The following is a 22,234-nucleotide window of genomic DNA, read 5'->3' on the forward strand; positions in this document are numbered from 1 at the left end:
CGCGCCTACTGAACCGCGCCGACCGAACCCCCGGGGACGAGAGCCCGGCGGACACGCGGGTCCGCCGGGCCTCTCGGAAAGCCCCGGAATCCTACTGAACGGTGATCTTGTCGACCTCGACCGTGATGCCCTTCACCTGGGGAGTGGAGGTGCCGGTCGTGACGGTGCCGGTGCCCGAGGACACGCCCTTGACCGTGAAGGAGTAGGTGAGCGTGCCGCCGGGGGCGCCCGGCGTGCTGGTGATCCGGTAGTCCTGCGTCGGCGGGCCGCTGATCTGGCCGCCCGCGGTGCCGTCGGCGTTCTCGGCGCCGACGGTCAGGCCGTAGGCCGCCCCCGGGTCACCGGGCAGATTGCCCGGGTCGTAGGCGTACGAGACGTCTTCGGAGCCGTTGAGCCCGATCCACTGCTGGAAGACCTTCAGGCTGTTCGTTCCGTACAGGTAGACCTGCCACTCGACCACGAGCCACCTGTTCACCCCGTCGGTCAGGTTGGCGACGTAGACGCCGGGGGCGCCCTCGCCGTTCAGGTCGGTCCAGTACGACGCGAGCACGCCGTTGGGCGGCGCGGTGTCGGGGAGCGTCTGCGGCACGAACTGGATGTCCGCCGAGCCGTTCGTGCCGCCCGCGACCGTGTAGCCGTCCGAGACGACGCCGATCCTGGTGTACGTGCGGCCGGCGTAGGTGAACGCCGGGACGGTGAAGTTCAGCGCCTCCTCGTCGCCGATCGGGGTGGCGGCGATGCCGAAGGCCGCGAGCGGCAGGTAGCCCGCCGGGGTCGCGCCGGGGGCGATGGACGGCTTGTCCGGCTGCTTGCCCGGCAGCGTGCGCTTGGCCGTCACGATCTGGCTGCCGATCTTGGTCGCGCCGGTGACGCCGGTGAGCCGCAGCCTGAGGTCGAGCGTGCTGAGGGCGGTGACCTCGGCGTCCTCCAGGGTGTTGTTCTGGACGGTCACCGTGCAGGTGGACGTGCCCGTGTTCCTGGGGATGGTGCTGGGCGCGCAGGTCTGGTCGATCGGCACGGCGCCCTCCTGCCGGTAGAAGGCCACCGGCAGGTGCTGCTCCCGGTTGCCGCCGACCTGCTTGAGGTTCACCTGGCCGAAGTACTGCCCGTCGGGCAGGTCCGGCGCGGTGATCACGATGCTGATCTTCTGGCTCTTGCCCGGCTTGACCGTGAACAGCGGAGGCAGCACGGTGATGTTCGCCCCGCTGACGGTCGTGCCCGTCGCGGTGTAGACCAGCGTCTTGCCGGTCGTGTTGACGAGCGTGCGCTTGGCGCTGATCACGCCCGGCATGACGGGCGCGTTGACCGACGGGAGGTTGAGGTCGATCCGGTTCATCGGGTCGGCGGCCGAGGCGGCGTATTTCGCTGCGGTCTCGTCGAGGGTCAGGCCCGGGTCGCCCGCCTTGGTCAGGTCGATGCGGCCGCCGCCGTAGTCGAACGGATCGGCCGGGGTGGTCCGGTCCTGCTTGGTGACCTTGGTCGTGGCGGTGGTCTCCAGGGCCGACTTGACCTGGCCCGGCGTCCAGTCGGGGTGCAGCGCGAATACGAGCGCGCCCGCGCCCGCCACGTGCGGCGACGACATCGAGGTGCCGGCGATCACCTGGTAGAGATTGCCCGGAGGACCTTCCAGCGGCGACTCGGGGGTCGGGGTGTTGCCCGCCAGGATGTGCAGGCCGGGCGCGGTGACGTCCGGCTTGAGGAAGTCGCCGCCCGGTCCGCGCGAGGAGAACGTCGTCATCGCGTCGCCCTGCCAGGTGGTCTTCTCGCCCTGGGTGAAGCTCGCCGTGGCGCCCGGGTGCGCGCTCAGCCAGGCGAGCAGCGCGTCGGTCTCCGGCTTGTCGATGTGGACCGTCGGCAGCCAGTGGTTGTCGGTCATGACGTCGAGCGGCGTCGAGTTGTAGAGGATCATCCCCGCGGCGCCGCCCTGCTTGACCGCGAATCCCTTGAGCACCCGGTTGGGGCCCCGCTCACAGGCGACGATCTTCCCGGCGAACAGCCCCGGGGGCGCCGGGTTGACGCACAGCGGGTCGCTGTACGGCGGGGCCGACGCCAGCACCACGGGCAACGGCGACGCGACGCCCTGGGTGATCGACGCGCCCTTGATCGACGGCCCGCCGGTCAGCGTGATCGTCGACTGGTAGGTGCGGCTCTGCGTCGAGGCCGCCACCGTGGTCACCCACGGCCCGCGATGGTCGGTCGTCCCGGCGTCCGGTCCCGAGTTGCCCGCCGAGGCCGACACGAACACGCCCGCCGCGTACGCGTCGAGGAACGCGAGCTCGACCGGGTCGCTGTAGGGGTCGGCGCCGCCGCCCACCGAGAAGTTGATCACTCGCACGCCGTCGGCGATGGCCTGCGCGACCGCGGCCGCCGAGTCGGACTGGTAGCAGCCCTCCGCGCCGCAGACCTTGTAGACCGCGACGTGGGCGGCGGGCGCGATGCCGTGGATCGCCCCGCGGTCGATACCGAGCGGGTTGGCGTGGTCGACCGGCCCGCCCGCCGACGTCGTGGCGGTGTGCGTGCCGTGGCCGTTGGAGTCACGGGCGCTGTCGGCGTACACCTCCCCGCCCACCACCGCGTTGTAGGTCTCCAGGAACGGCTGACCGGAGATCAGCTTGTTGTTGCACTGGAAGGGGTCGGCCGCCGGCGTCAGCGGATTGTCGCCGAAGTCGCACGTCCGCGGGGTTCCGTCCGCCTTCGGCGGGGGAGCGGGGAGCGTTCCCGGGTCGGCGAACGACGGGTGTTCCGGCCACGCGCCGGTGTCCAGGATGCCGACGATGACGCCCTTGCCCGACGACTTCGCGCCGCCGAGCTGCTTGTAGACGGTGGTCGCGCCGATGAACTCCGGGCTGGAGTCGGTGAGGGGCTGCTCCCGCCTGTCCTCCTGCACGGCCGCCACACCGGGCAGCCTCAGCAGGTCGGCGGCCTTGTCGGCGGGCAGCGTCAGGGCGATGCCGCCGTAGACCGTGCGCAGCTTCCGCCCCACCGTGACGCCGGGGATCTTCTTGCCCAGCTCGCCGAGGAAGGTGTTCTCGATGCCCTCGATGTGCTTCTGGTACTTCGCCGCGTCGCCGCTCTTCAGGTTGAGCGACTTCCCGGTGACCGACGGGCTGGTGCCGGGGAGCCCCGGCAGGCCGCCCTTGTAGGCCGCGACCGCGTCGTAGTCGAGCTTCACGACGACGCTCGTCCGCTGCGGCGACTTCGAGGCGAGCAGCGCCGCGTCGCTCTTGGCGAGCCGGCCGCTGGCCGACTTGGCGCCCTGGACGCGCTCGGCGCCTGTCACGGCCGTGGCGCTCCACGACCGCGAGGGGGTGGGGGTGGGGTCCGCGGCGGCGGTGGCCGCCGGGATCATCGCCGTCACGAGGCCGAGACCGGCGACGATCGCCGTGGTCCGTACGTAGGCAGGTGGGGGCTTCTTCGACACGACACCTCCATGAAGACCGGTGATGTCTCGCCGTCCGGGCGTGGAGGAGCCGTGTCGCCCACGGGCATGGGAGGGCACGGCCCTCCCCGTTGGGCGACGAGCGAACGGCCACCCCAGACGGGTGGCCGAAGCTGACTCGGAGTTTAACTAGCCATCGTTTTTCCGGCTAGATCGTTCCATGGCGTGATTTTTCGCCTATGCGGCATTCGATCAGGAGAGGAAGCGGTCGACCTCGTCACCGAAGCCGACGATGTACGACGACCCCGGTGGTACGGAGCCGGGGCCGTCAGGGGTGATCGGCATCTCAAGGTCGAACCTCGGAGAGCCGCACGACTTCCCGGTAGACGGCGACGCCGACGACAAGGGAGGCGAGCGTAGGCCAGAACTGCCCCTTGAGAATGAATGGCCAGCCCAGTTGCCATGAGGTCAGGAATCGCCAGAACCACGCGGCCGCACTCGTGCCGTAGACGATACCGATCGACCTGTTGTGCCAGATTCTCAGCACCCCGAAAGCGTGAAGTGAGGCCTGCGGTCGGGTTGAGAAGGGGCCGAAGCCGCGCCGGTCCCCGTCGGCGTCGCCCTCTCCCAACAGAGGTTCCAGATCGATGAGACGCTTGCCGAGGACGTCGTGTATTTGCGTGTTCCGGATCTCGTACACTGCGAGACCGATGACGAAGATGAACGCCGCCGCACATGCACCCGCTGGCAGATTCTGACTCACCCCGACGACACTGGCCACAGGCAAGAGGGCCAGCAACTTGAACCTGATGTCAACAAGCTGGCGCCAGGCATCGAAGGTCGTCTTGTAATCGAGTTCCAGCAACTCGTTCCTGGTCTTGTCGGCCATTCGGGCTCGCAATCTCCTGGTGGTCGGCCTTCCCGGCGCTCATCAGCCTCCGATCTGGAGGGGGCTGGACGCGCCCCACCGGCGAACGAGCGCGTTGACGGCCGTGACAGCGCCGCTCGCGTTCCCTCCGAACACGGTCTCGTAGGAGAGGAGCACACCCGCGCATCCCTTGTCGAGCCAGTGGGCCAGATCGCAGATCTCCGCTCGGGTAGGAAGAGAGAACCGTTCCAGTCCTTCCACCACCTGAGTGGCCAGAATCCAGGGGGTACCGGCATCCTCGGCTGCCGCCGCGATCTGCTTCACCGCCCCAGGAAGTTCCACCCAGGGGATGCTCAAGGCAAGGTCGCCTCGTGCGGCCATCACCATGTCCGCTGCTCGGCAGATCTCACGGATGTTGGTTATCCCGAGGGCGGTCTCGATTTTGGCAATGACGGTGATGTCCCGGCCGCCTAAAAGTTCGCGCGCCTTGACGATGTCCTCGGCGGTCGAGACAAAGGAGAGAGCGACCGCGTCAAACTCTTCATGGCGTGCGACGAACCGCAGGTCAGACTCGTCTTTAGCAGTGAGAGCCCTCGGCCGGAACGCCGTTGAGCGAACGGTCATGCCCCGCGTTTGGTCGATGACGCCCTTCGTCACGACCTCGACCGTCTGCCCCGAGTCGTCCAGCACCCGCAACTCGGCCGCACCGTCGCCGACCGTGATGACGTCCCCGGGCGTCAGATGCTCGAAAAAAGAGCGGTCCGGTATCGGTAGCGCCTGCTCACGCGCGGGGTCCGACTTCGTCGCGTTCACAAGTCGCAGAACGGTCCCCGGCGCAAACTGTACGGACGGCCGCCCGGCAAACTCGCCGAGGCGGAACTTCTCCCCAGCCAGGTCCGCGATGATGAAGCAGGGTCGCTGTGCTTGAGCGGCCTCCTTGCGTAACTGGTGTGCTCGCTCCAGCTGCAGTTCCGGAGTTCCGTACGAAAAAGTGAGCCGCACCCCGGTGGCTCCCCTCGTGAGAAGTTCGGCCTCCTTTTTTAGAGACGAAGGGCCGAGAGTGATCCACAGGTGCGTCACGTTTGATCCGTTTCGGTTAATGGATGTTCGAGAAGCCAATGCGCATAGGATTCAATCCCATGGGTGAAGTATGACGTCGGTGTGAAGCGTTCGGACGCGAAGTTGGACAGGAGTGCCGTACCGCCATCGGTGTCCAGTAACACGCGACCCGGACCGGGCACCACCTGACCGATCCGCATGTAGGGAATGCATTGCGCAGTCGCGACATCGTAGAAGGCGGTCAGTCGCTTCTCCGGCACGGTCAGAACCAACTCCCAGTTGCCCCATGAGAGCAACAGCTTGGCTGGCTCGATGGAGAGAGAACGAGCGACCGCAGCTACCGCTTCACAGGGACGTAGCAGGTCGGCGTCGATGATGAAGTCAGCGTCGTTACGAATAGCCAGTTCTCGGAGGCACCCGCTCACCCCGTCAGAGGCGTCCATGCAGGCGCTTACCACACCGGCACCCCCGAGAACGATGCCCTCTCTGATCCGAGGTACAGGACGGTAAAGAGAGCGGCCGAGGCGCTCTGCCGCCGCATCGCCGATCACGACGCGCTGGGGATACATGAGCCGAAGCAGCCCGGCCCAGAAGAGACCCATCTCGCCGACGACGAATATTTGATCACCGGGGCGGGCTCCCACTCGCCTGAGAATCTGATCTTTCCGTACCACGCCGATAGCAGTGCCGGTCGCCGTGAACGAGTCACCGTCTTTGATGTTCCCGCCGACGATCGGACAACCCCATTCGTCGGCCGCGGCCGACAGGCCATCCAAGAAACGCTGGTAATCCGTTACGAGCATTTCGTTGGGCATGACGGTGGAAACGACGATGCCGGACGGACGGGCACCCATGGCGGCGAGGTCGCTCAGGTTGATGAGCATCGTCATCCAGCCGAAGTGCCAGTAGTCACGATCCGCGATGTCGAATACCAGGGGCGTCGGGCAGGGATCGGTGGTCATGACCAATGTGTGCCCGTCGGGCGGAGCGCCGATCTCGGCACAGTCGTCACCTATGCCCGTCGAATCCGAACGAAATGTGCTGAAACGTGGAATGATCAGCTCTTCCAGGATGTTGCGTTCGCCTAACTGGCCCAATTGGGCTGTATCGACATTGGTAATCACGCCGTAATCACCCTTCGCTCCTCTCGCTCACGTCGAATGAGCGATATGGGGTATTTTTGGTAGCGCCACGGTGAGGCGTCATCGCGAGATCCGTAAGTATCTCGTCTGCGGCAGGTAGCAAACGATTGAGAGTTGCCATATAGCGGTGCCGGCTGGCCGCCCTCATGTAGAGGGTCTGCCATCTCCAGGCATTGCTCTGCGATGCCCAACTATACGCTCGCCGCATCACCTGGTTCGGTTGTTTCTCCACTCCCGCGGAGCAGCACAGTCGCTCGCCCGCCTCCTGGAGGAACAGATACGACTTGCCGGACCTGTGTAACAGCCTCAGATCGGCCAGGGAGGCCGGCCCAAACATGACCCCTTCCTGTCGAAGTTCCCCGAATATTCGCGTGTTGGCTGGTAGGCAGTGCATGTGCGCGTGATCGATGCAGGAGCCAGCCTCTCCCGGGGTCGCCGGCCCGTGTTCGAAGAACAGGGCCTCCCTGCCGTAGACCGATCGGAATAGATGACTGACGTGCTTGAGGTGATCCTCCAGCCGTGCGAGGACATCCCCCGGAAAGGCGCCCATCGCGAGCTCGTGACGAACGCTCACAACCAGTAAATGGCCTTCGTCTAGTGGGGCGAGGTCGGGAATGACGAAGAAGTCCTCATCTCCCCAGAGCACGCCTGTGGCACCGGGAAGGTTCTCAAGCCTGTTGAGCAGGAAGCGCAGCTCTGGACAGAACGCACAGTCGTCGCTGCCGGGTGAGCCGCCCGACTGCTTGATAGCGAGGATCGTGTTCGAGGTGCCCGTGCCCGTCGCGCTGCCTGTCCTTGAGGCAGTGACGACGCGAAAGTCAAGTTCTCGAACACGCCGAAGAGTCTCTCCGGGGAGATCTTGCCCAATGTCGGTGGTGAGGCTCATAACGCCTCCCGGTGTCAGGATCCGGGCATATCGATGGAGGTCGTTCCATTCGTGATCAGCATTGCCCAGCCGCATCCAGAGGCCATCAAACAGGCCATCGGGGTACGGAATGGGTTGTTCTGTGGGTAGTTTTCGTTCTACCGCTGGTCGTCGGTCCGGCCCTCCCGGCACTGCAGAGGAAGTCGCGGAGGCGATGTCGACCACGGATATCCGGCGCTGGATCAGTTCGTCAAGGTCCGCCGATCGCGTGGTCAGGGCCAGTGCTTCGCGGTTGCCGCCCACGAGGCGCGCAAAGGCCGAGGCTGTAGTGCCGGTCATACCTGCATCGCTTCGGGGAGGCATCGGATGCACGTAACCCCCTTTCTGGATGTTACTCCAGTGACCAATGTCCACTTCGGTTAGATATAGCCCTAGAAGTGGTGAATACTCATCTTGATGCCTGGGGGCAACCCTCGCAAGCGCGGTAATAGGGCCCGCGTCCGCGGGTTTGGTTTCAACCCGATCACGTAGTTCGGACGGCTGCTGCCGTAGCGGATTCTCCACATTATGCTGACGCTGATGTACGACACCCGAGGCGACCTGTTCAGTCGATGCCATCGTCCGTGGTGGCAGCCATGATGTCGGCGCCGAACCAGCGGCCGCTTTGGGATGCGTGGCATGAGCAGGTACACGGCCCCGATGCCGAGCCGGTACACCGGGAGTTCGTCGACGCCTTCCTCGCTGAGCTTCCGCATGATGCGGGCCCATTGCTGGAGCTGGGGTGCGGCCAGGGTCATGATGCTCTCTACGTGGCCAGCCATGGGTACTTCGTCCATGCGCTCGATTTCTCATCGGTGGCGATCGAGCAGGCGACCCGCAATCTGCGTGCACATCCAGGTAGTGATGTGGACTTTCGGCAACACGACATCGCGGAAGCGCTTCCCTTCGGCGATGGTGCCTTCGACGGGATCTTCTCCTACCTGTCGCTGCACTACTTCGATGACAGCACTACTCGGTCGGTTTTCCGTGAGATCTATCGGGTTGCCCGTTCTGGTGGGGTGCTGGCGTTCTGCGTGAAATCCGTTCACGACCCACTCTTCGGCCAGGGCACCTTGTTGGGGCCCGACATGTACTCCTTGAACGGCCATGTTCGGCACTTTTTCGATCCTCGGTACGCGATCGGCCTGCTGGATGGCTGGGAACTGGTTCACATCGAGGAGAGGCACGGCCGGTACCTTGACGCCGCCACACGTAGCGTGCTCCTTCAGGTCATTGCGAGAAAGCCGGCAAGCGAGGGCGTGATCGGGGCGCGTTGACGGAGGGAGGTCAGCTTGATCATCGACATGTCCGCAGTCGACCAGCAGCTCAAGGCGTCGTTGAGCCTCCTCCGGCGGACCTATTCGGACACTGATGTAGGTGGCGGCTGGTACCACCAACTCGACACGTTTCCCCCAGGCCCCACCGCCACCGGTGTCGCGCTCACTGCCTTTCATCAGTGTGGTGAAACGCCGGAGCACCTGACTGATGCGCTCGCATTTCTGAAAGCTCGTCAGATCAACTCCAGCGATCCACTCCTGGACGGCGGATGGGCGATGAACACCAGCCTCGGCCTCCCCGTCGTCGAGGCGACCGGTTGGGTGGCCCGTTATCTCGGACTTGCCCGGTGCGGGCTCCTTGACGAGGGGCCAAGCGTGTCGCGGGCGTACCAGTGGCTCGTCAACAATCAGAACGAGGATGGCGGTTGGGGCTCGCTGCGTGGTTGCCCCTCTCGGGTATGGCTCACGTGTCTCGCGCTACGGGCCATGGCACAGCTCCACCCCAGGAGCGGGGCAGTCAAGCGTGGTATCGAATGGCTCCTCGCTCGGCAGAACCGCACTTCGTGCGGGTGGGGTGAGACCGAAACCCGATCGGCGACCGTTACTCACACCGCACTTGCGCTAATGACTCTGGCGGAGACAGGGGTGGATCGTGCGGGGGAGAACATCCTCGGCGCCTACAAGTGGCTGGAGACGCATCTGGACCCGACGGCGATCGATGACCGGCACGCCCGGGTGGAGAGCTACAACGTCACCCACGTGACGAACGGTATGCAGGTGGTATGGCATACCGTTCTCCTGCACTACGGCATGCCGATCGCGCTCTCCGCATTGCTTCGTCATCCGGGCTCACCTCCAGCAAATCTGATCTGTGCGGGGTTCGATACAATCAGCCGCACTCAACTGGAGGGCGGGTACTGGCCCAACATCCAAGGTGGGGACAGCGTTTCAATCTGGGCTCTCTGGCCTTTCGTTCAAGCACTGACTGATATACGTGACGTCTCCCCGGTGCGGACAGCCGACCAGATCACGTGGACGCAGCAATTGGTGGTGGTCCAGCGGCAGGAGGTGCGTGGGCGTCCGCTCTCGGCTCTTCTCCGCGCTCAACGATGGCTTGCCATCGGCCGGTTCTTCGGTCGGTCCTGGGCGACGATCTTGCTGATTCTGTCCACTCTGACGGGACTCGTGCTGGTCGGCATCGGCCGTTTTGACTGGAAAGACTATGTGCTCGGCATGATCCTTCCGATCGGCCTCCTCGTCATCCAGGAGGCGAGACAACGACGTAAGACCTGACATATGCAGCTCATGGGCGCTATCACCTTCTCCTTGCAGGACGGGTAGCCATAGCATTCAAGTGAGCTCATCGCGCCGTACCGTAGTCCTGCGCCTGACGAGAAAGCCGAACCTCTGCCGATTGCCTGGCACGTTTTCGGACCGACACTCACTTCGATTAGGGATATAAGTACCTGGCGAGGGCCGAAACCCGATTATCAAACTGCTCGATCGTGAGCGACCAGGCGGGATTACGCGCCGGAGACCGGGACCGGGATAGTGCCGCCGTCGGCGAGGAGGGCATCACCCTTGAGGAGCCGGTCGAGGGGTTCGATCGCGTGTACGCCGCGCGCACGTACGGCGAGTTGGCTTCCCTCGTCGCAGACCTGCCCTCGCCCCCGGCCCCGGCGGGGGAGAGGCGACAGGAGTTTGCGGACGACCTGGCGCTGTTCACCCGGGGCATGCGCGCCGTCAAGAAGACCGGACGCTGGAGGGTGCCGCCGTGGTTCACGCTCGACTGCGCATGGCGGACGGCCGCGGTGGACTTCCGCCTCTCCTGTGCCCCGACCTGGACGGCGTCGTGCTGCGGTTGTCCGAGTACATCGGTGGCGACATCTGGGTGCGCTACCACCGAGTCCCCTGACGATCGAGAAATGCCGGATTCCCGATAGGGTGCCCGGATGCCGCGCCACCGACTTGCCGCCCTGGCCGCCGCCGTAGTGGTCGTGGCCGCCGGTCTGGCGGTCCGGGCGCTGCTGCCCGGCGCGGTCGCCAAGTATGCGGGCGACCTCCTCTACACCGTCCTCGTGTACGCGCTGGTCGTCGTGGCCGCGCCGCGCGCCCGGCCGTTCGTGGTGGCGGCCGTGGCGCTCGGGGTGAGTTGGCTGGTCGAGTTCGCCCAGCTCACCGGGGTGCCGGCCGAGCTGTCGGCGCACAGCACGCCGGCGCGGCTGGTCCTCGGCACGACGTTCAACGCCCCCGACCTGTTCTGGTACGCGGTGGGGGCGGCCGTCGGATACGCCGTCCATTCGATCCGCGTGAAATATCTGGGCCCGCCGGACAGTCGCGACGCCGGGTGACCCGCCGTCGTGAGCTGGATCTATACGGAAACGCATATCGGTCGGTTGTTCATATGAATATTGGACATGTTCCGAACACTTTGCTTTGCTCCTGCGTCTGACACTCCTGTGACGGACGAGAGCAAGGACATGCCATGACACGGACACCGCCGGTCGCGCTGAAGGCCGCCACGCTCACGGTCTCCCTCCTGGTCGGCGCCGTTCCGGCGGCGGCCCCTGCCGCCGCTGCGCCCCCTGCCGCCGCTGCGCTCCCTGCCGCTGCTGCGCTCCCTGCCGCCGCCGCGCCCCGGACGGACGTGGCCGCCGCGCTGCGCGCGCTGGAGGCGTCGTTCCAGGGCCGCATCGGCGCGTACGCGATCGACACGGCGACCGGGAAGACGATCGGCTACCGGGCGGGCGAGCGGTTCGCGCTGCTGTCCACCTTCAAGGCGGTGGCCGCGGGCGCGGTTCTGGCCCGGACGACCGACCGGGAGCTGACGCGGAAGGTCGTCCACTGGACGGCCGGCGAGGTGAAGTCGAACTCGCCGGAGACCGGCAAGCACGTGAAGGACGGCATGACCCTCGCCGAGCTGTGCCGGGCGGCGATCATCTACAGCGACAACACCGCGGGCAACATGCTGCTGAAGCGGATCGGCGGGCCGCGGGGCCTCACCCGCTACTTCCGCACGCTCAAGGACCGGGTATCCCGGCTGGACCGCTGGGAGACCGAGCTCAACGAGTGGTCGCCCAAGCAGAAGCGCGACACCACCACGCCCGCGTCCGTCGCCCGCGACCTGAGGGCCCTCACGACCGGCGACGCGCTGGGCGCGAAGGACCGGTCCCGCCTGATCGGGTGGCTGCGCGACAACACGACCGGAGACGCGCGCATCCGCGCCGGGCTGCCGAAGAGGTGGATCGTCGGGGACAAGACCGGCACCGGCGGCACGTACGGCACCGCGAACGACATCGCCGTCGTCTGGCCGGCCAAGGGCGCCGCCCCGATCATCATGGCGATCTACACCAACCGCCGGGCGGCCGACGGCGCGACCGCGGACAAGGTCGTCGCCCAGACGGCGACCGTGCTCGCGCGCGGTCTCGGCCGGCTCTCGTAAATACCGCGTTATGGGGCCGACCGCGTTTTACAGCCCCATAACCTTGTCTATAGCCATTTGGGGGAGGTTCGTGTGAACGCCACGGGGAAGGTGCTGCGCCTGGTCGCCATGGGAGCGGCGGCGGGCGTGCTGGTCGCGGGAATCGCGCTGCCGGCGGTGGGAGGCGCGGGCGTCGGGCTGGTGTCGGCCGTCGAGGACGTGGGCCTGGAGCCCCGGGACCTCCCCGAGCCTCCGCTCGCGCAGGTCTCGGTTGTGCAGGACGTTAAGGGCCATGAGATCGCGCGGTTCTACGAGCAGTACCGCGAGGTGGTCCCGCTCGACCAGATCGCCGACATCATGAAGACGGCCATCATCTCGATCGAGGACTACCGGTTCTACGAGCACGGTCCGATCGACATCGAGGGCACCGTCCGCGCTCTGGCGAAGAACCTGCAGTCGGGCGGGGTGGCCCAGGGCGGCTCCTCCATCACCCAGCAGTACGTCAAGCAGGTGCTGCTCAACTCCGCCCAGACCGAGGAGGAGAAGAACAAGGCCCTGGCGCCGAGCTACGCCCGCAAGCTCAACGAGCTGCGCTACGCGATGGGCGTGGAGGAGAAGTACTCCAAGGATCAGATCCTGGAGAAATACCTCAACATCGCCTACTTCGGCGCGGGCGCGTACGGCGTCGAAGCGGCGGCCAAGCGGTTCTTCGGAGTCAGCGCGAGCGAGCTGACGCTGTCGCAGGCGGCGACGCTGGCGGGAGCGGTGCAGGACCCCAACGCCACCGACCCCAACCTGGGCAAGACCAGCCGCGACCGGCTGCTGAAGCGGCGCAACGTCGTGCTCGACCGGATGGCGGAGCTGGACAAGATCACCAAGGATCAGGCGGCCGAGGCGAAGAAGGCCAGGCTGGGCTACAAGGGGACCCCGCTGCCCGGCGGCTGCGAGTCGAGCAAGTATCCGTACTTCTGCGTCTATGTGCGCAACGAGATCCTCAGCAACCCCGACTTCGGCAAGACGGCCAAGCAGCGCCTGGCGTTCCTCAACCGCGGCGGTCTGACCATCAAGACCACGATCGATCCCACGATGCAGGCCGCCGCCGACAAGGCGATCAGGAAGTGGGTCCACCCGACCGACAACCCCGTGGCCGCCGAGGCGCTGGTCCAGCCCGGCACCGGGGCGATCAAGGCGATGGCCGCGAGCCGTCCGTACGGGACGCACAAGACCAAGAACGAGGTGTCCTACAACCTCGTGGCCGACGTCGCGCACGGCGGCGGCATCGGCTTCCAGGCGGGCTCGACCTTCAAGACCTTCACCCTGCTCACCGCGCTCAAGCAGGGCATGAAGATCAACGACGGGTTCAGCGCGGGCGCCGGCTACACCGCGCCGGCCTACGCGACGTTCAAGAACTGCGCGGGCCAGTCCATCGGCGACCCGGGCCACACCGTCACCAACGACGAGGGCTCGCCCGGGTGGCTGACCCTGCAGACCGGTACCTGGCACTCGGTCAACACGTTCTTCATGATGCTGGAGCAGCGGGTCGGGCTCTGCGACGTGGTCAAGACGGCCAAGTCGCTGGGCATCCACCGGGCCGACGGCAATCCGCTCAAGGAGTTCGAGACGTTCACGCTCGGCATCAACGAGATGGACCCGGTGACCGTCGCCAACGCGTACGCCGCGATCGGCGCGCGCGGCAAGTACTGCGCGCCGATGGCGATCACCCAGATCACCGACAGCACCGGCAAGACCACCGGCTACAGGCCCAAGTGCCGTCAGGCCGTCGACCCCGAGGTGGCGGACGCGGCGGCGCACATCCTGTCGGGCGTCCTGACCAAGGGCACGATGGCGGCGGTCGGCGGCATCGGGCGTGACGCGGCGGGCAAGACCGGAACCAACGACGACTCCTCTTCCGCCTGGTTCGCCGGGTTCACCCCCGACCTCGCCGGCGCGGTCAGCCTCGGCGACCCCCGTGGCACGTCCAAGTACAAGCTGAACGGCGTCACGATCGGCGGCCGTTACTACGGCTCGGTGTTCGGTGCCAGCGTCCCCGGCCCGATCTGGAAGGACACCATGCTGACCGCGCTGCGCGGGGTGCCGCCGACGGACTTCACGCCCGTCGACGGCGAGCGGTTCGGCGGCTGCGGCGACAGTTGCCGGAGCCTGGTGTCCGTGACGCCTCCGACGGGGGACGACGGCGGTCCGATGCCGGGGGACAACACGCCGGTGACGATCCTGCCCAACTAGCCCTCAAGCGCGTCGGCCGTGTCGAGAACGCGGAACACCCTGATCAGGTTCGTCCATCGGAGGATCCGCAGCACCTGGCCGGCCGGCGCGATCAGGGCGAGGTCGCCGTCCCTGTCGCGCAGGTTGTGCACCAGGCGCACGAGCAGCCCCACGCCCGTGGTGTCGATGAACCGCACCTCGCTGAGGTCGATGGCCAGCCACGGGCCGTGGGCCTCGATCTCGGTGAGCAGCGGCTCGCGCAGGTGGCGCACCGCGTGGAGATCCAGCTCTCCGCGCAGCCCGAGCACCCACCAGCGGGTGGGGGAAGGGGGTAGTGCCGTCCACGTCTCCACGGTGGTTCCCTTCGCTCTCCTTGACGCCGGGGACCACCGGGAGGAGCGGGACGGGGAGGTCCGCGGCGACCGACGAAGCGCTTCGACCGACACGCCGATGACGGTGCGAGCTGTTGACGGTGCGAGCTGAGCCGTACTCAGGGTAACAATCCGCCTCCGGTGCGTCGATCGGGTGAAGTAAAGCTTCCGTGGTCACCACCGAATTGAGTGGCTATTGTCACGATCCATGGGGGTTGAGCGTGCGTTGAGGCGCCGGCTGGTCCTGATCGGGGGAATCGTCGCCCTGGCCGCCGCAGGGTCCGCGCCGCTCGACGAGGAACTGTCCAGGGCCGTCGCCGTCGCGTACGCCGCCCAGGGCACGCTGCCGTACTCGTGGGGCGGGGGACACGCGACGCGGCCGGGGCCGTCGAAGGGAACCTGCCGGGGATACAGCGGCGCGATCACGCCCTGTCCGGCGAACCGTACGCGCGGCTTCGACTGCTCGGGGTTCACCCGCTGGGTGTACGACCTGGCGTTCGGCGACGACGTGCTCGGCCCCGGCAACACCGACGACCACATCGGCAGGCTGCGCAGGGTCGGCGTGCCGCAACCGGGCGACCTGGTCTTCTACGGCAGGCCGGGCAGAACCCACCATGTCGGGGTGTACGTCGGCGCGGGAAAGATGATCAACGCCTTCGCAACCGGGACGCGCATCCGCATGGACGACGTGTCCGTGCTGGATGACCTGCTCGGGTATTACCACTACCGGCCCTGATCCCTATGCTTGCCCCGTAATGGTGAGACTGCGGGTTCTGGGGCGAATCACGGCGGAGGTCGACGGGCGCCCGGCGGACCTCGGGACGTCGCTCCAGCGCGCCGTGCTGGCCCGGCTGGTCTGCGCCCGGGGACACGTGGTGTCGACCGACCGGTTCGTGGACGACCTGTGGAGGGGCCAGCCGCCGCCGCGCGCACTGGGCGCGCTCCAGGTCTACGTCTCCAACCTCCGGCGGGCACTCGAGCCGGGCCGCGCCCCCCGCGCCGCCGCCCGCGTGCTGGTCACCGCTCCCCCCGGTTACCGGCTGGCGCTGGAGCCCGGCGACGTGGACGCGTGGCGCTTCCCCCGGCTGGTGGAGTCCGCCGCCGGCCTGCTCACCGAGGGGCGGCACGCGCAGGCGCTCGAAGTCGTGGACGAGGCGCTGGCGCTGTGGACCGGTCAGGCGTACGCGGAGTTCGGCGAGGAGGAGTGGGCCGTCCCCGAGGTGGTCCACCTGGACGAGCTGCGGGCGGTCGCGGTGGACTACCGCGCCGAGGCCGGGCTCGCGCTCGGCCGCCACGCCGAGGTCGTTCCCGAGCTGGAGCGTCACCTCACCGCCCACCCCCTGCGCGAGAACGCCGTGCGGCTGCTCGCGCTCGCCTACTACCGGGCCGGGCGGCAGGGGGAGGCGCTGGCGGTCCTGCGCAGGACTCGCGACCTGCTCGCCGACCAGCTCGGCGTCGATCCCGGGCCCGCCCTGCGCGCGCTGGAGGCGGACATCCTCGCGCAGGCCGCGTCGCTCGACGCGACCCCCGTACGCGCGACTCCCGTACGCGCGGCGCCCGTCCCGCCGTCGGCGCGGCACCCGGCGCCCGCCGCGGATCCCGAGCCCGTCCGCATGGTCGGGCGTACGGCCGAGCTGTCCCGGCTGGCCGCCGCGGCGGAACGGGCCAGGGCAGGGTTCCGCATCGCCTGGCTCGGCGGCGAGGCGGGCTCGGGCAAGAGCACGCTGGCCGACGCGCTCGTGCGGCGCCTGTCGGCGGACGGCTGGCAGACCGTGGTCGGCCGCTGCCCCGAGACGACCGGCGGCGTGCCGCCCGCGTGGGCGTGGAGCGAGGTGCTGCGCGAGCTGTCCGCGACCTGCCCGCCCGAGCCGGGGACCGCGGCCAGGCTGGCGCCTCTGCTGACCGACGACGCCGCGCCCGTGGGGCAGTTCTGGCTGGCGCGGGCGGCGGGCGACTATCTGGAGGGCGTGCCGGGACCGCTGCTCATCGTGCTGGAGGACGTGCACCGGGCCGACGAGGAGACCCTCCAGCTCCTGCGCCACCTGGCCGGCCGCCTGGCGCGGACGCCGGTCCTCGTCCTGCTGACGCACCGGCCGGCCGAGGCGGGCGACGACCTCACGGCCACCGGGGCGGCGCTCGCCGTGCAGGCCGCGGAGAACATCACCCTGGGCGGCCTCGGCGAACGCGAGGTGGCCCGGCTGCTCGCGGAGCGTTCCGGCACGGGGGTCGACGAGGCAACGGTGCGCACGGTCACCGAACGCACCGGAGGCAACCCGCTGTTCGTCACGGAGACGGCCCGGCTGCTCGCGGTGGACGGCCCGTCCGCGGCCCACGCGCTGCCGCCCGGCGTGCGCGACCTCATCCGGCGGCGTCTCGCCCGGTTGCCCGCGACGGCCCGGACGACGCTGCGCAACGCCGCCGTCCTCGGCCGCGAGGCCGACGCGGACGTGCTGATCGCCATGCCGGGGGCCGACGAGGAGACCGTGCTCGACGGCCTGGAGGCGGGCGTGCTGTCCGGCCTGCTGGAGGAGCCTCGCCCCGGCCGCGTCCGGTTCGCCCATGTGCTCGTCCGCGAGACGCTGTACGAGGACATCCCGCGGCTGCGCCGTACGCGGATGCACGGCAAGGTCCTGGCGGCGCTCGAGCGGGTGCGCCCCGGCGACGTGGGGGCGCTCGGGCACCACGCGCTCGCCGCCGCGACGACCGCGACCGCGCTCACCGCGGCCGAGTACGCGGCGCGGGCCGCCGGGCAGGCGACCGCGCTGTACGCGCATCGAGAGGCGGCGGCCCTGCTGGAGGGCGCGCTGGGCGCGCTCGACCTGGTGGGTGAAGGGGCCGGAGACGCGCCCAGGGACCTCCGCCTCGGCCTCCTGTGCCGCCTGGTGTCCGCGCAGTCGCACGCGGGCGACGTGATCACGGCGGTGCGCAACCGGACGAAGGCGCTCGCGGTGGCCCGCCAGACGGGGGATCGCGGCGCGGTGGCGCGGGCGGTGTCCTCGCTCGACGCGCCGGTCATCTGGACCATCCAGCCCGACCGCGTGCTCGACGCCGATCTCGTCGGGGCGATCGAGGAGGCGCTGCCCGCGGAGGCCGGGGAGCTGCGCTGCCGGATGCTCGTCGCCCTCTGCCACGCGCTCGAAGGACACGACGCGGAGCGCATCGAGGCCGCCAGTGCGGAGGCGCTGGCCATCGCCGACGCCCTCGGCGACCCCCGCCTGAGGTGCATGGCGCTCAACGGGCGCTACTGGGTCTGCCTGACCCCGGAAAGACGGGACGACCTGGAGGAACTCGGGCGCGACCTGCTGGCCGCCTCGGCCGCCGCCGGGCTTCTCGGCTACCAGACGCTCGGTCACTTCGCGCTTCTCATGGCCGCGCTGGGCCGCAACGACTGGACCACGGCGCGCCGGCACGCCGACAAGGCCATGGAGCTGTCGACGAGCGGCCAGCTCGGCCTGGCCCTCGGCATCCTCGCGTTCCTCGACGCCGTGCACCTGCTGGTCAGGGGCGAGTTCGAGCGGGCCGAGAGCGTCTACACGCAGCTCGGAGAGCGGCTGGCCGGCACCGGCGACGCCAACGGCGCGATGGTGGGGACGGTGGGCCGCTTCGTGGTCAAACTGGCGGCGGGGCGGGTCCACGAGTCGGTGGAGGAGCTCGCCGCCCTGTGGGAACGCCTGCCGCAGGACGTCGGAGAGCTGTACGCGCGGGCACTCGCCGGGGCCGGCCGGCTGGACGAGGCACGCGTGGTGTGGGCCTCCGCACGCGTCCCCCGCCGGGACTACTACTGGCTCGTGTTCATGTCCCTGCGTGCCGACAACGCGATCGCGCTCGGTCACCGTGCGGCGGCCGAGGAGTGCTACCGCCTGCTGCTGCCGTCCGACGGCGAGCTCGCCGGGCTGCACTCGGGCTCGGTCACGCTCGGGCCCGTCGCGCACACGCTCGGCGACCTGGCGGCGTTCCTCGGCCGGTCCGGCGACGCCGAGGCCCACTACCTGCGGGCCGCCGAGGTGGCCCGGCAGGTGGGCTCCCCGCACTGGGAGGAGGCCGCCCGCCGCGAAGCCGACAACGCAGCGCTCACGCGGCGCCGAAGATGAGCCGCTCGCGGCGACGGTGGGCGCGGCGCATCAGCGCCAGCATGACGACCAGGACGGGGCCGGCCAGTCTGCGCAGCTCCGCCAGCTCCTCCGGCAGCGCGTGCTGCTCGATCCTGGGCAGCTCGAAGCGCACGTCGCCGCCCTTGCGGACGTGCTGCTCCATCTCCTCCCAGTCCTTGCCGGAGACGTGCCGCATGATGATCGGGAAGATCGTGCGCTCCTCCTCCTGGATGTGCTCGTCGAGCAGGTCGGCCAGCCGGCGCAGCGGCTTGGCCAGCTCGGCCGGGTCGCCCGCGACCGCCTGGATCTCCTCCAGCAGCGGGTCGAGCTCGGAGTGGTCCTCGCTCAGCTCGCTCAGGTCGATCTCGGCGCCCGCGGAGCGGACGAGCAGCGGCCACAGGTGGTCGTCCTCGGCCTTGTGGTGGTGGTGGATGCCGCGGCACAGCTTGGTCGCGTACTCGCGGATGGCGGCGGCGCGATCCTGGCCGCACGGCTGCCGGCCCGCGGCGATCTCGGCGGTGACGTCGGCGAGGCGCCGGGAGTCGGTGCGCATCGCCCGGTGCGCGATGCGGAAGCCCAGCAGGTTGGGGGTATCGGACATGGGCTCATCCTGCGGCTGCCCACTTGGGGTCGATTGAGACCTTACTTAAGACGATTCCCCTGGGACGGGAGATAGCCCTGGGGAAAACCGATAGCTTGTTCCCCTATGGACAGCCGATGGGTGGGACCGGACGGATACGAGGTCGTCCCCGCGTACCGCCGCGACCGCCAGGTGCTGCGGGTGCGGCGCAACGGTCAGGTGGTCGCCGACTGTCTCTCGGTCGAGGAGGTCGCCCGATATGTCGATCTCGCCGACCTCTGCGAGGTGATCCCGCTGCCCGTCAGGGCCGGCGGCGCTCGTACGGCCGTCAAGTAGCGAGGTCACAGGCGTAACAGCGGTGGCCCCTGGGCACTCAAGGTGCCGAGGGGGAATCCATGCGCTTGTCTGCCCGCTTGTCCGGCACCGCCATCATGCTCTGCGTCGCCGTCGGCGGCTGCGGGGCGGCGCCCACGGACTCCGCGCCCGAGACGCCGGTGTACGTGCTCAACCTCCAGAACTCCGAGCGGGGCAGGGCGGAGCAGCGGCCGGCGAACCTCGTGCTCTCGGAGTTCAGCACGATGAGCGAAGTCACCTGGCGGACCTGGGGGCCGACCAGGGCGACCGGCGCCGGCCGGATCAGCGGCACGTGGTGCCTGCCCGAGTGCGCGGACGCGCCGTACGCCGCCACGGTGACGCTGAGCAGCGTGATCCCGGTCAAGGGCAAGGGGTACTTCAGCCGCTACGCCGTCACGGCCGACGTGCCCGTCAAGCACCGTCCCGAGGCCGATCTGGCCGGGGTGCTGCCGACGCCCTGAGCCCTGTGCGGGAGGGGAGATTCGATTTCGCATACGCCGCCGTGGCCGTGTATGGTTACACCTGTCCGCAGCGCGAGAGCGGCAGCGGACCCGCCCCTATAGCTCAGTCGGCAGAGCGTCTCCATGGTAAGGAGAAGGTCAACGGTTCGATTCCGTTTGGGGGCTCTAGCCAGAAAGTCCTATCCAAGCAGTGTTTCTGACTGAGCGCTGCCGGGTGGGGCTTTCGGCTTGGTGGGGATGCCTCATCCTCGCCGAAGCACCGATCTCGATCATGGCTGATCCCGATGCGTGAATAGCCGTACAGGTCGGGTATCCTTGCGTGGCCGGATGCAGTTCCGGCCGAGGCGGAGTAGCTCAGTCAGGCAGAGCAAGCGGCTCATAATCGCTGTGTCGCCGGTTCAAGTCCGGCCTCCGCTACTACCCTGCCGGGTCACCTGCATAAGGAGACCCCGGTGTGGGTTGTCCAGTAGTCCCGAACGCAGAAAGGCACTCCCACGTGGCTGCCGCAGACGTTAGGCCGAAGATCACGCTGGCCTGCCAGGAGTGCAAGCACCGCAACTACATCACGCGGAAGAACCGGCGCAACGACCCGGATCGGCTTGAGCTGAAGAAGTACTGCCCCAACTGCAAGACGCACCGGGCGCACCGCGAGACCCGCTAGGTTACGGCGCGGACCGCACGCACTTCCGACACCGGCGTTCCCTGCGGGGCGCCGGTTTGTCGTGTCCGGAGCGGCGCGGGCCGGTGTCCGCAGGTGTGGGTCTGTTACGGTACGGCCTACCCAGCTCGTCTCTAAGGAGCCCGGCCCGATGCCTTTGAACCGCGATTTCGTCGGGCGGACGTACGAGTCGTCCGCGCCCTACGAGGTCAGCCGCGTGAAGATCAGCGAGTTCGCCACCGCGATCGGCGACTCCAACCCGATCTACCACGACCGGCGGGCCGCCATGGCGGCCGGGCACCCCGACGTCGTCGCGCCGCCCACGTTCCCCATCGTGTTCAGCCTCTTCGGGACCGGTGAGGCGCTCGCCGACCCCGACCTCGGGCTCAACTTCGCGATGGTCGTGCACGGCGAGCAGAGGTTCGAATACGAGCGGCCCATCCACGCGGGCGACGAGCTGGTGTGCGCCTCGACCGTCGCGGAGATCCGCAGCGTCGGCCGCAACGAGTTCCTGACCCTGCGCAGCGACGTCTCGACCACCTCGGGTGAGCTGGTCTGCCGGACGTACAACATCATCGTGGAGCGCGGAGGGGCGGCCTGATCATGGCGGCGACGGTCAAGTACGACGAGGTGGAGACCGGCCAGGAGATCCCGGCCGTCGAATACCAGGTCCGCCGCGTGGACCTGGTGAGGTACGCCGGCGCCTCGGGCGACTTCAACCCCATCCACTGGAACGAGCGGTACGCGAAGGCGGTCGGCCTGCCCGACGTCATCGCGCACGGCATGTACACGATGGCGCAGGGCGGCCGGTTCGTGACGGACTGGGCGGGCGACCCCGGCGCGGTCGTGGAGTACGGCGTCCGGTTCTCCTCCATGGTCGTGGTGCCGGACGACGACAACGGCGCGACGATCACCATCAGCGGGGTCGTCGAGGACAAGCGCGAGGACAAGCGCGTCGTCGTGGCGCTGACCGCGAGGTCCGGCGACGCCCGCGTGCTGTCCAAGGCCCGCGCGGTGGTCCAGCTCTCCTGAGCTCCCTCTCCCGGCCGGGCCCGATTGGCCGTGGCGGTGCTGGGTAGCGGTCGGATCGTGAGCGAGCGAGACAGCGAAGCGAAGAACGAGCCGGTCACGACGCAGCGGGAGCACGGCGACGTCGCCGGTGTCGCCGCCGAGACCCAGGACCCGGGCAAGGCGGGCGACGCCCAGGGCGGCGCGATGCCGCGCCCGCGGGCGCGGAACGCCAGGGAGGCCGCGGGAGCCGTGGGCCCGGAGGAGATCACCGAGGTCAAACGGGACGTCGCCCCCGGCGGGACGATCGAGACCGCGCTGACCCCCTCGGGCGAGCCGTCGGTGGTCGCCTCCCAGCTCCTGTGGGACGGCAGTTCGGCCACGTCCAGGGTCGACGAGTCGATCGCCGAGGCCGAGCGCGAGGACCACGGGTAGTTA

21 protein-coding genes, 2 tRNA genes and 1 pseudogene are annotated in these 22,234 nt (G+C 68.5%); 17 read left to right on the plus strand and 7 right to left on the minus strand.

The features are described 5' to 3' along the window. Positions 1-91: 91 nt before the first annotated feature. The 5 genes from ACIBK1_RS06960 to ACIBK1_RS06980 all read right to left on the minus strand — a co-directional run bounded on the left by ACIBK1_RS06960 (position 92) and on the right by ACIBK1_RS06980 (position 7,652). Positions 92-3,421 carry a S8 family serine peptidase gene (locus ACIBK1_RS06960; RefSeq protein ID WP_396732984.1) on the minus strand — a complete coding sequence of 1,110 codons (3,330 nt, stop codon included), beginning with the start codon at positions 3,419-3,421 and terminating at the stop codon, positions 92-94. Positions 3,422-3,725: 304 nt separating this feature from the next. Then, the gene (locus tag ACIBK1_RS06965) at positions 3,726-4,268 is read right to left on the minus strand and encodes a hypothetical protein (protein WP_396732987.1); all 543 of its coding nucleotides are present in this window, start codon (positions 4,266-4,268) and stop codon (positions 3,726-3,728) included. Between the two features lie 42 nt (positions 4,269-4,310). Further along, positions 4,311-5,327, minus strand: coding sequence for a pyruvate kinase (locus ACIBK1_RS06970; RefSeq protein ID WP_396732990.1), 1,017 nt, complete (start codon positions 5,325-5,327; stop codon positions 4,311-4,313). After that, complete coding sequence (gene thiL / locus ACIBK1_RS06975) at positions 5,324-6,430, minus strand: thiamine-phosphate kinase (protein ID WP_396732993.1); 1,107 nt, start codon at positions 6,428-6,430, stop codon at positions 5,324-5,326. Before thiL ends, ACIBK1_RS06970 begins: the two co-directional genes overlap by 4 nt. 7 nt (positions 6,431-6,437) lie before the next feature. Then, positions 6,438-7,652, minus strand: coding sequence for an HIT family protein (locus ACIBK1_RS06980; protein ID WP_396732996.1), 1,215 nt, complete (start codon positions 7,650-7,652; stop codon positions 6,438-6,440). A gap of 296 nt (positions 7,653-7,948) precedes the next feature. On the opposite strand from ACIBK1_RS06980, the gene ACIBK1_RS06985 reads away from it, so the two are divergent. From ACIBK1_RS06985 to ACIBK1_RS07015, 7 genes and pseudogenes are all read left to right on the plus strand, one after another. Beyond that, positions 7,949-8,629, plus strand: a complete 681-nt coding sequence (locus ACIBK1_RS06985) for a class I SAM-dependent methyltransferase (protein ID WP_396733170.1) — start codon at positions 7,949-7,951, stop codon at positions 8,627-8,629. Positions 8,630-8,644: 15 nt separating this feature from the next. Continuing rightward, entirely contained in the window at positions 8,645-9,922 is a 1,278-nt protein-coding gene (locus ACIBK1_RS06990; protein WP_396732999.1) for a prenyltransferase/squalene oxidase repeat-containing protein, read from the plus strand. Positions 9,923-10,134: 212 nt separating this feature from the next. Then, a pseudogene (locus tag ACIBK1_RS06995) lies at positions 10,135-10,281 on the plus strand (DUF1707 and DUF2154 domain-containing protein); the annotation flags it as partial. Positions 10,282-10,403: 122 nt separating this feature from the next. Then, a complete protein-coding gene (locus tag ACIBK1_RS07000) occupies positions 10,404-10,544 on the plus strand; it encodes a hypothetical protein (RefSeq protein WP_396733179.1) in 141 nt (46 codons plus the stop codon). A gap of 37 nt (positions 10,545-10,581) precedes the next feature. Further along, on the plus strand, positions 10,582-10,980 hold the full coding sequence (locus tag ACIBK1_RS07005) for a ribosomal maturation YjgA family protein (RefSeq protein ID WP_051762279.1): 399 nt from the start codon (positions 10,582-10,584) through the stop codon (positions 10,978-10,980). 134 nt (positions 10,981-11,114) lie between these two features. Further along, positions 11,115-12,071 carry a class A beta-lactamase gene (gene bla / locus ACIBK1_RS07010; protein ID WP_396733002.1) on the plus strand — a complete coding sequence of 319 codons (957 nt, stop codon included), beginning with the start codon at positions 11,115-11,117 and terminating at the stop codon, positions 12,069-12,071. Positions 12,072-12,143: 72 nt separating this feature from the next. Continuing rightward, positions 12,144-14,294, plus strand: a complete 2,151-nt coding sequence (locus tag ACIBK1_RS07015; protein ID WP_396733005.1) for a transglycosylase domain-containing protein — start codon at positions 12,144-12,146, stop codon at positions 14,292-14,294. Here ACIBK1_RS07015 and ACIBK1_RS07020 read toward each other — a convergent pair. After that, the gene (locus ACIBK1_RS07020) at positions 14,291-14,626 is read right to left on the minus strand and encodes an STAS domain-containing protein (protein ID WP_396733008.1); all 336 of its coding nucleotides are present in this window, start codon (positions 14,624-14,626) and stop codon (positions 14,291-14,293) included. The two genes, ACIBK1_RS07015 and ACIBK1_RS07020, sit on opposite strands and share 4 nt — an antisense overlap. Before the next feature lie 226 nt (positions 14,627-14,852). Between ACIBK1_RS07020 and ACIBK1_RS07025 the strand changes: the two genes are divergently transcribed. Further along, complete coding sequence (locus ACIBK1_RS07025; RefSeq protein WP_363524814.1) at positions 14,853-15,380, plus strand: C40 family peptidase; 528 nt, start codon at positions 14,853-14,855, stop codon at positions 15,378-15,380. Between the two features lie 19 nt (positions 15,381-15,399). Continuing rightward, complete coding sequence (locus ACIBK1_RS07030; RefSeq protein WP_396733010.1) at positions 15,400-18,735, plus strand: BTAD domain-containing putative transcriptional regulator; 3,336 nt, start codon at positions 15,400-15,402, stop codon at positions 18,733-18,735. Here the strand turns inward: ACIBK1_RS07030 and ACIBK1_RS07035 are convergent. Continuing rightward, complete coding sequence (locus ACIBK1_RS07035) at positions 18,716-19,336, minus strand: hemerythrin domain-containing protein (protein ID WP_030510779.1); 621 nt, start codon at positions 19,334-19,336, stop codon at positions 18,716-18,718. The two genes, ACIBK1_RS07030 and ACIBK1_RS07035, sit on opposite strands and share 20 nt — an antisense overlap. Before the next feature lie 105 nt (positions 19,337-19,441). Between ACIBK1_RS07035 and ACIBK1_RS07040 the strand changes: the two genes are divergently transcribed. From ACIBK1_RS07040 to ACIBK1_RS07075, 8 genes are all read left to right on the plus strand, one after another. Then, entirely contained in the window at positions 19,442-19,651 is a 210-nt protein-coding gene (locus ACIBK1_RS07040; protein WP_363524805.1) for a transposase, read from the plus strand. Between the two features lie 59 nt (positions 19,652-19,710). Continuing rightward, entirely contained in the window at positions 19,711-20,130 is a 420-nt protein-coding gene (locus tag ACIBK1_RS07045) for a hypothetical protein (protein ID WP_396733013.1), read from the plus strand. 92 nt (positions 20,131-20,222) lie between these two features. Next, a tRNA-Thr gene (locus ACIBK1_RS07050) sits at positions 20,223-20,295 on the plus strand. A 178-nt stretch (positions 20,296-20,473) separates the two neighbouring features. After that, positions 20,474-20,547: transfer RNA gene (locus ACIBK1_RS07055), tRNA-Met, on the plus strand. Between the two features lie 79 nt (positions 20,548-20,626). After that, positions 20,627-20,791: a 50S ribosomal protein L33 gene (gene rpmG, locus ACIBK1_RS07060; protein WP_030510782.1), complete on the plus strand. Its 165-nt coding sequence runs from the start codon at positions 20,627-20,629 to the stop codon at positions 20,789-20,791. A gap of 148 nt (positions 20,792-20,939) precedes the next feature. Continuing rightward, a complete protein-coding gene (locus ACIBK1_RS07065) occupies positions 20,940-21,389 on the plus strand; it encodes a MaoC family dehydratase N-terminal domain-containing protein (RefSeq protein ID WP_030510783.1) in 450 nt (149 codons plus the stop codon). 2 nt (positions 21,390-21,391) lie between these two features. Then, positions 21,392-21,820, plus strand: coding sequence for a MaoC family dehydratase (locus tag ACIBK1_RS07070; RefSeq protein ID WP_030510784.1), 429 nt, complete (start codon positions 21,392-21,394; stop codon positions 21,818-21,820). Between the two features lie 57 nt (positions 21,821-21,877). Beyond that, the gene (locus tag ACIBK1_RS07075) at positions 21,878-22,231 is read left to right on the plus strand and encodes a hypothetical protein (protein ID WP_143734336.1); all 354 of its coding nucleotides are present in this window, start codon (positions 21,878-21,880) and stop codon (positions 22,229-22,231) included. Positions 22,232-22,234: the final 3 nt, after the last annotated feature.

Origin of the sequence: Microbispora rosea (genome assembly GCF_044460045.1) — a bacterium.
GTDB lineage: Bacteria > Actinomycetota > Actinomycetes > Streptosporangiales > Streptosporangiaceae > Microbispora > Microbispora rosea.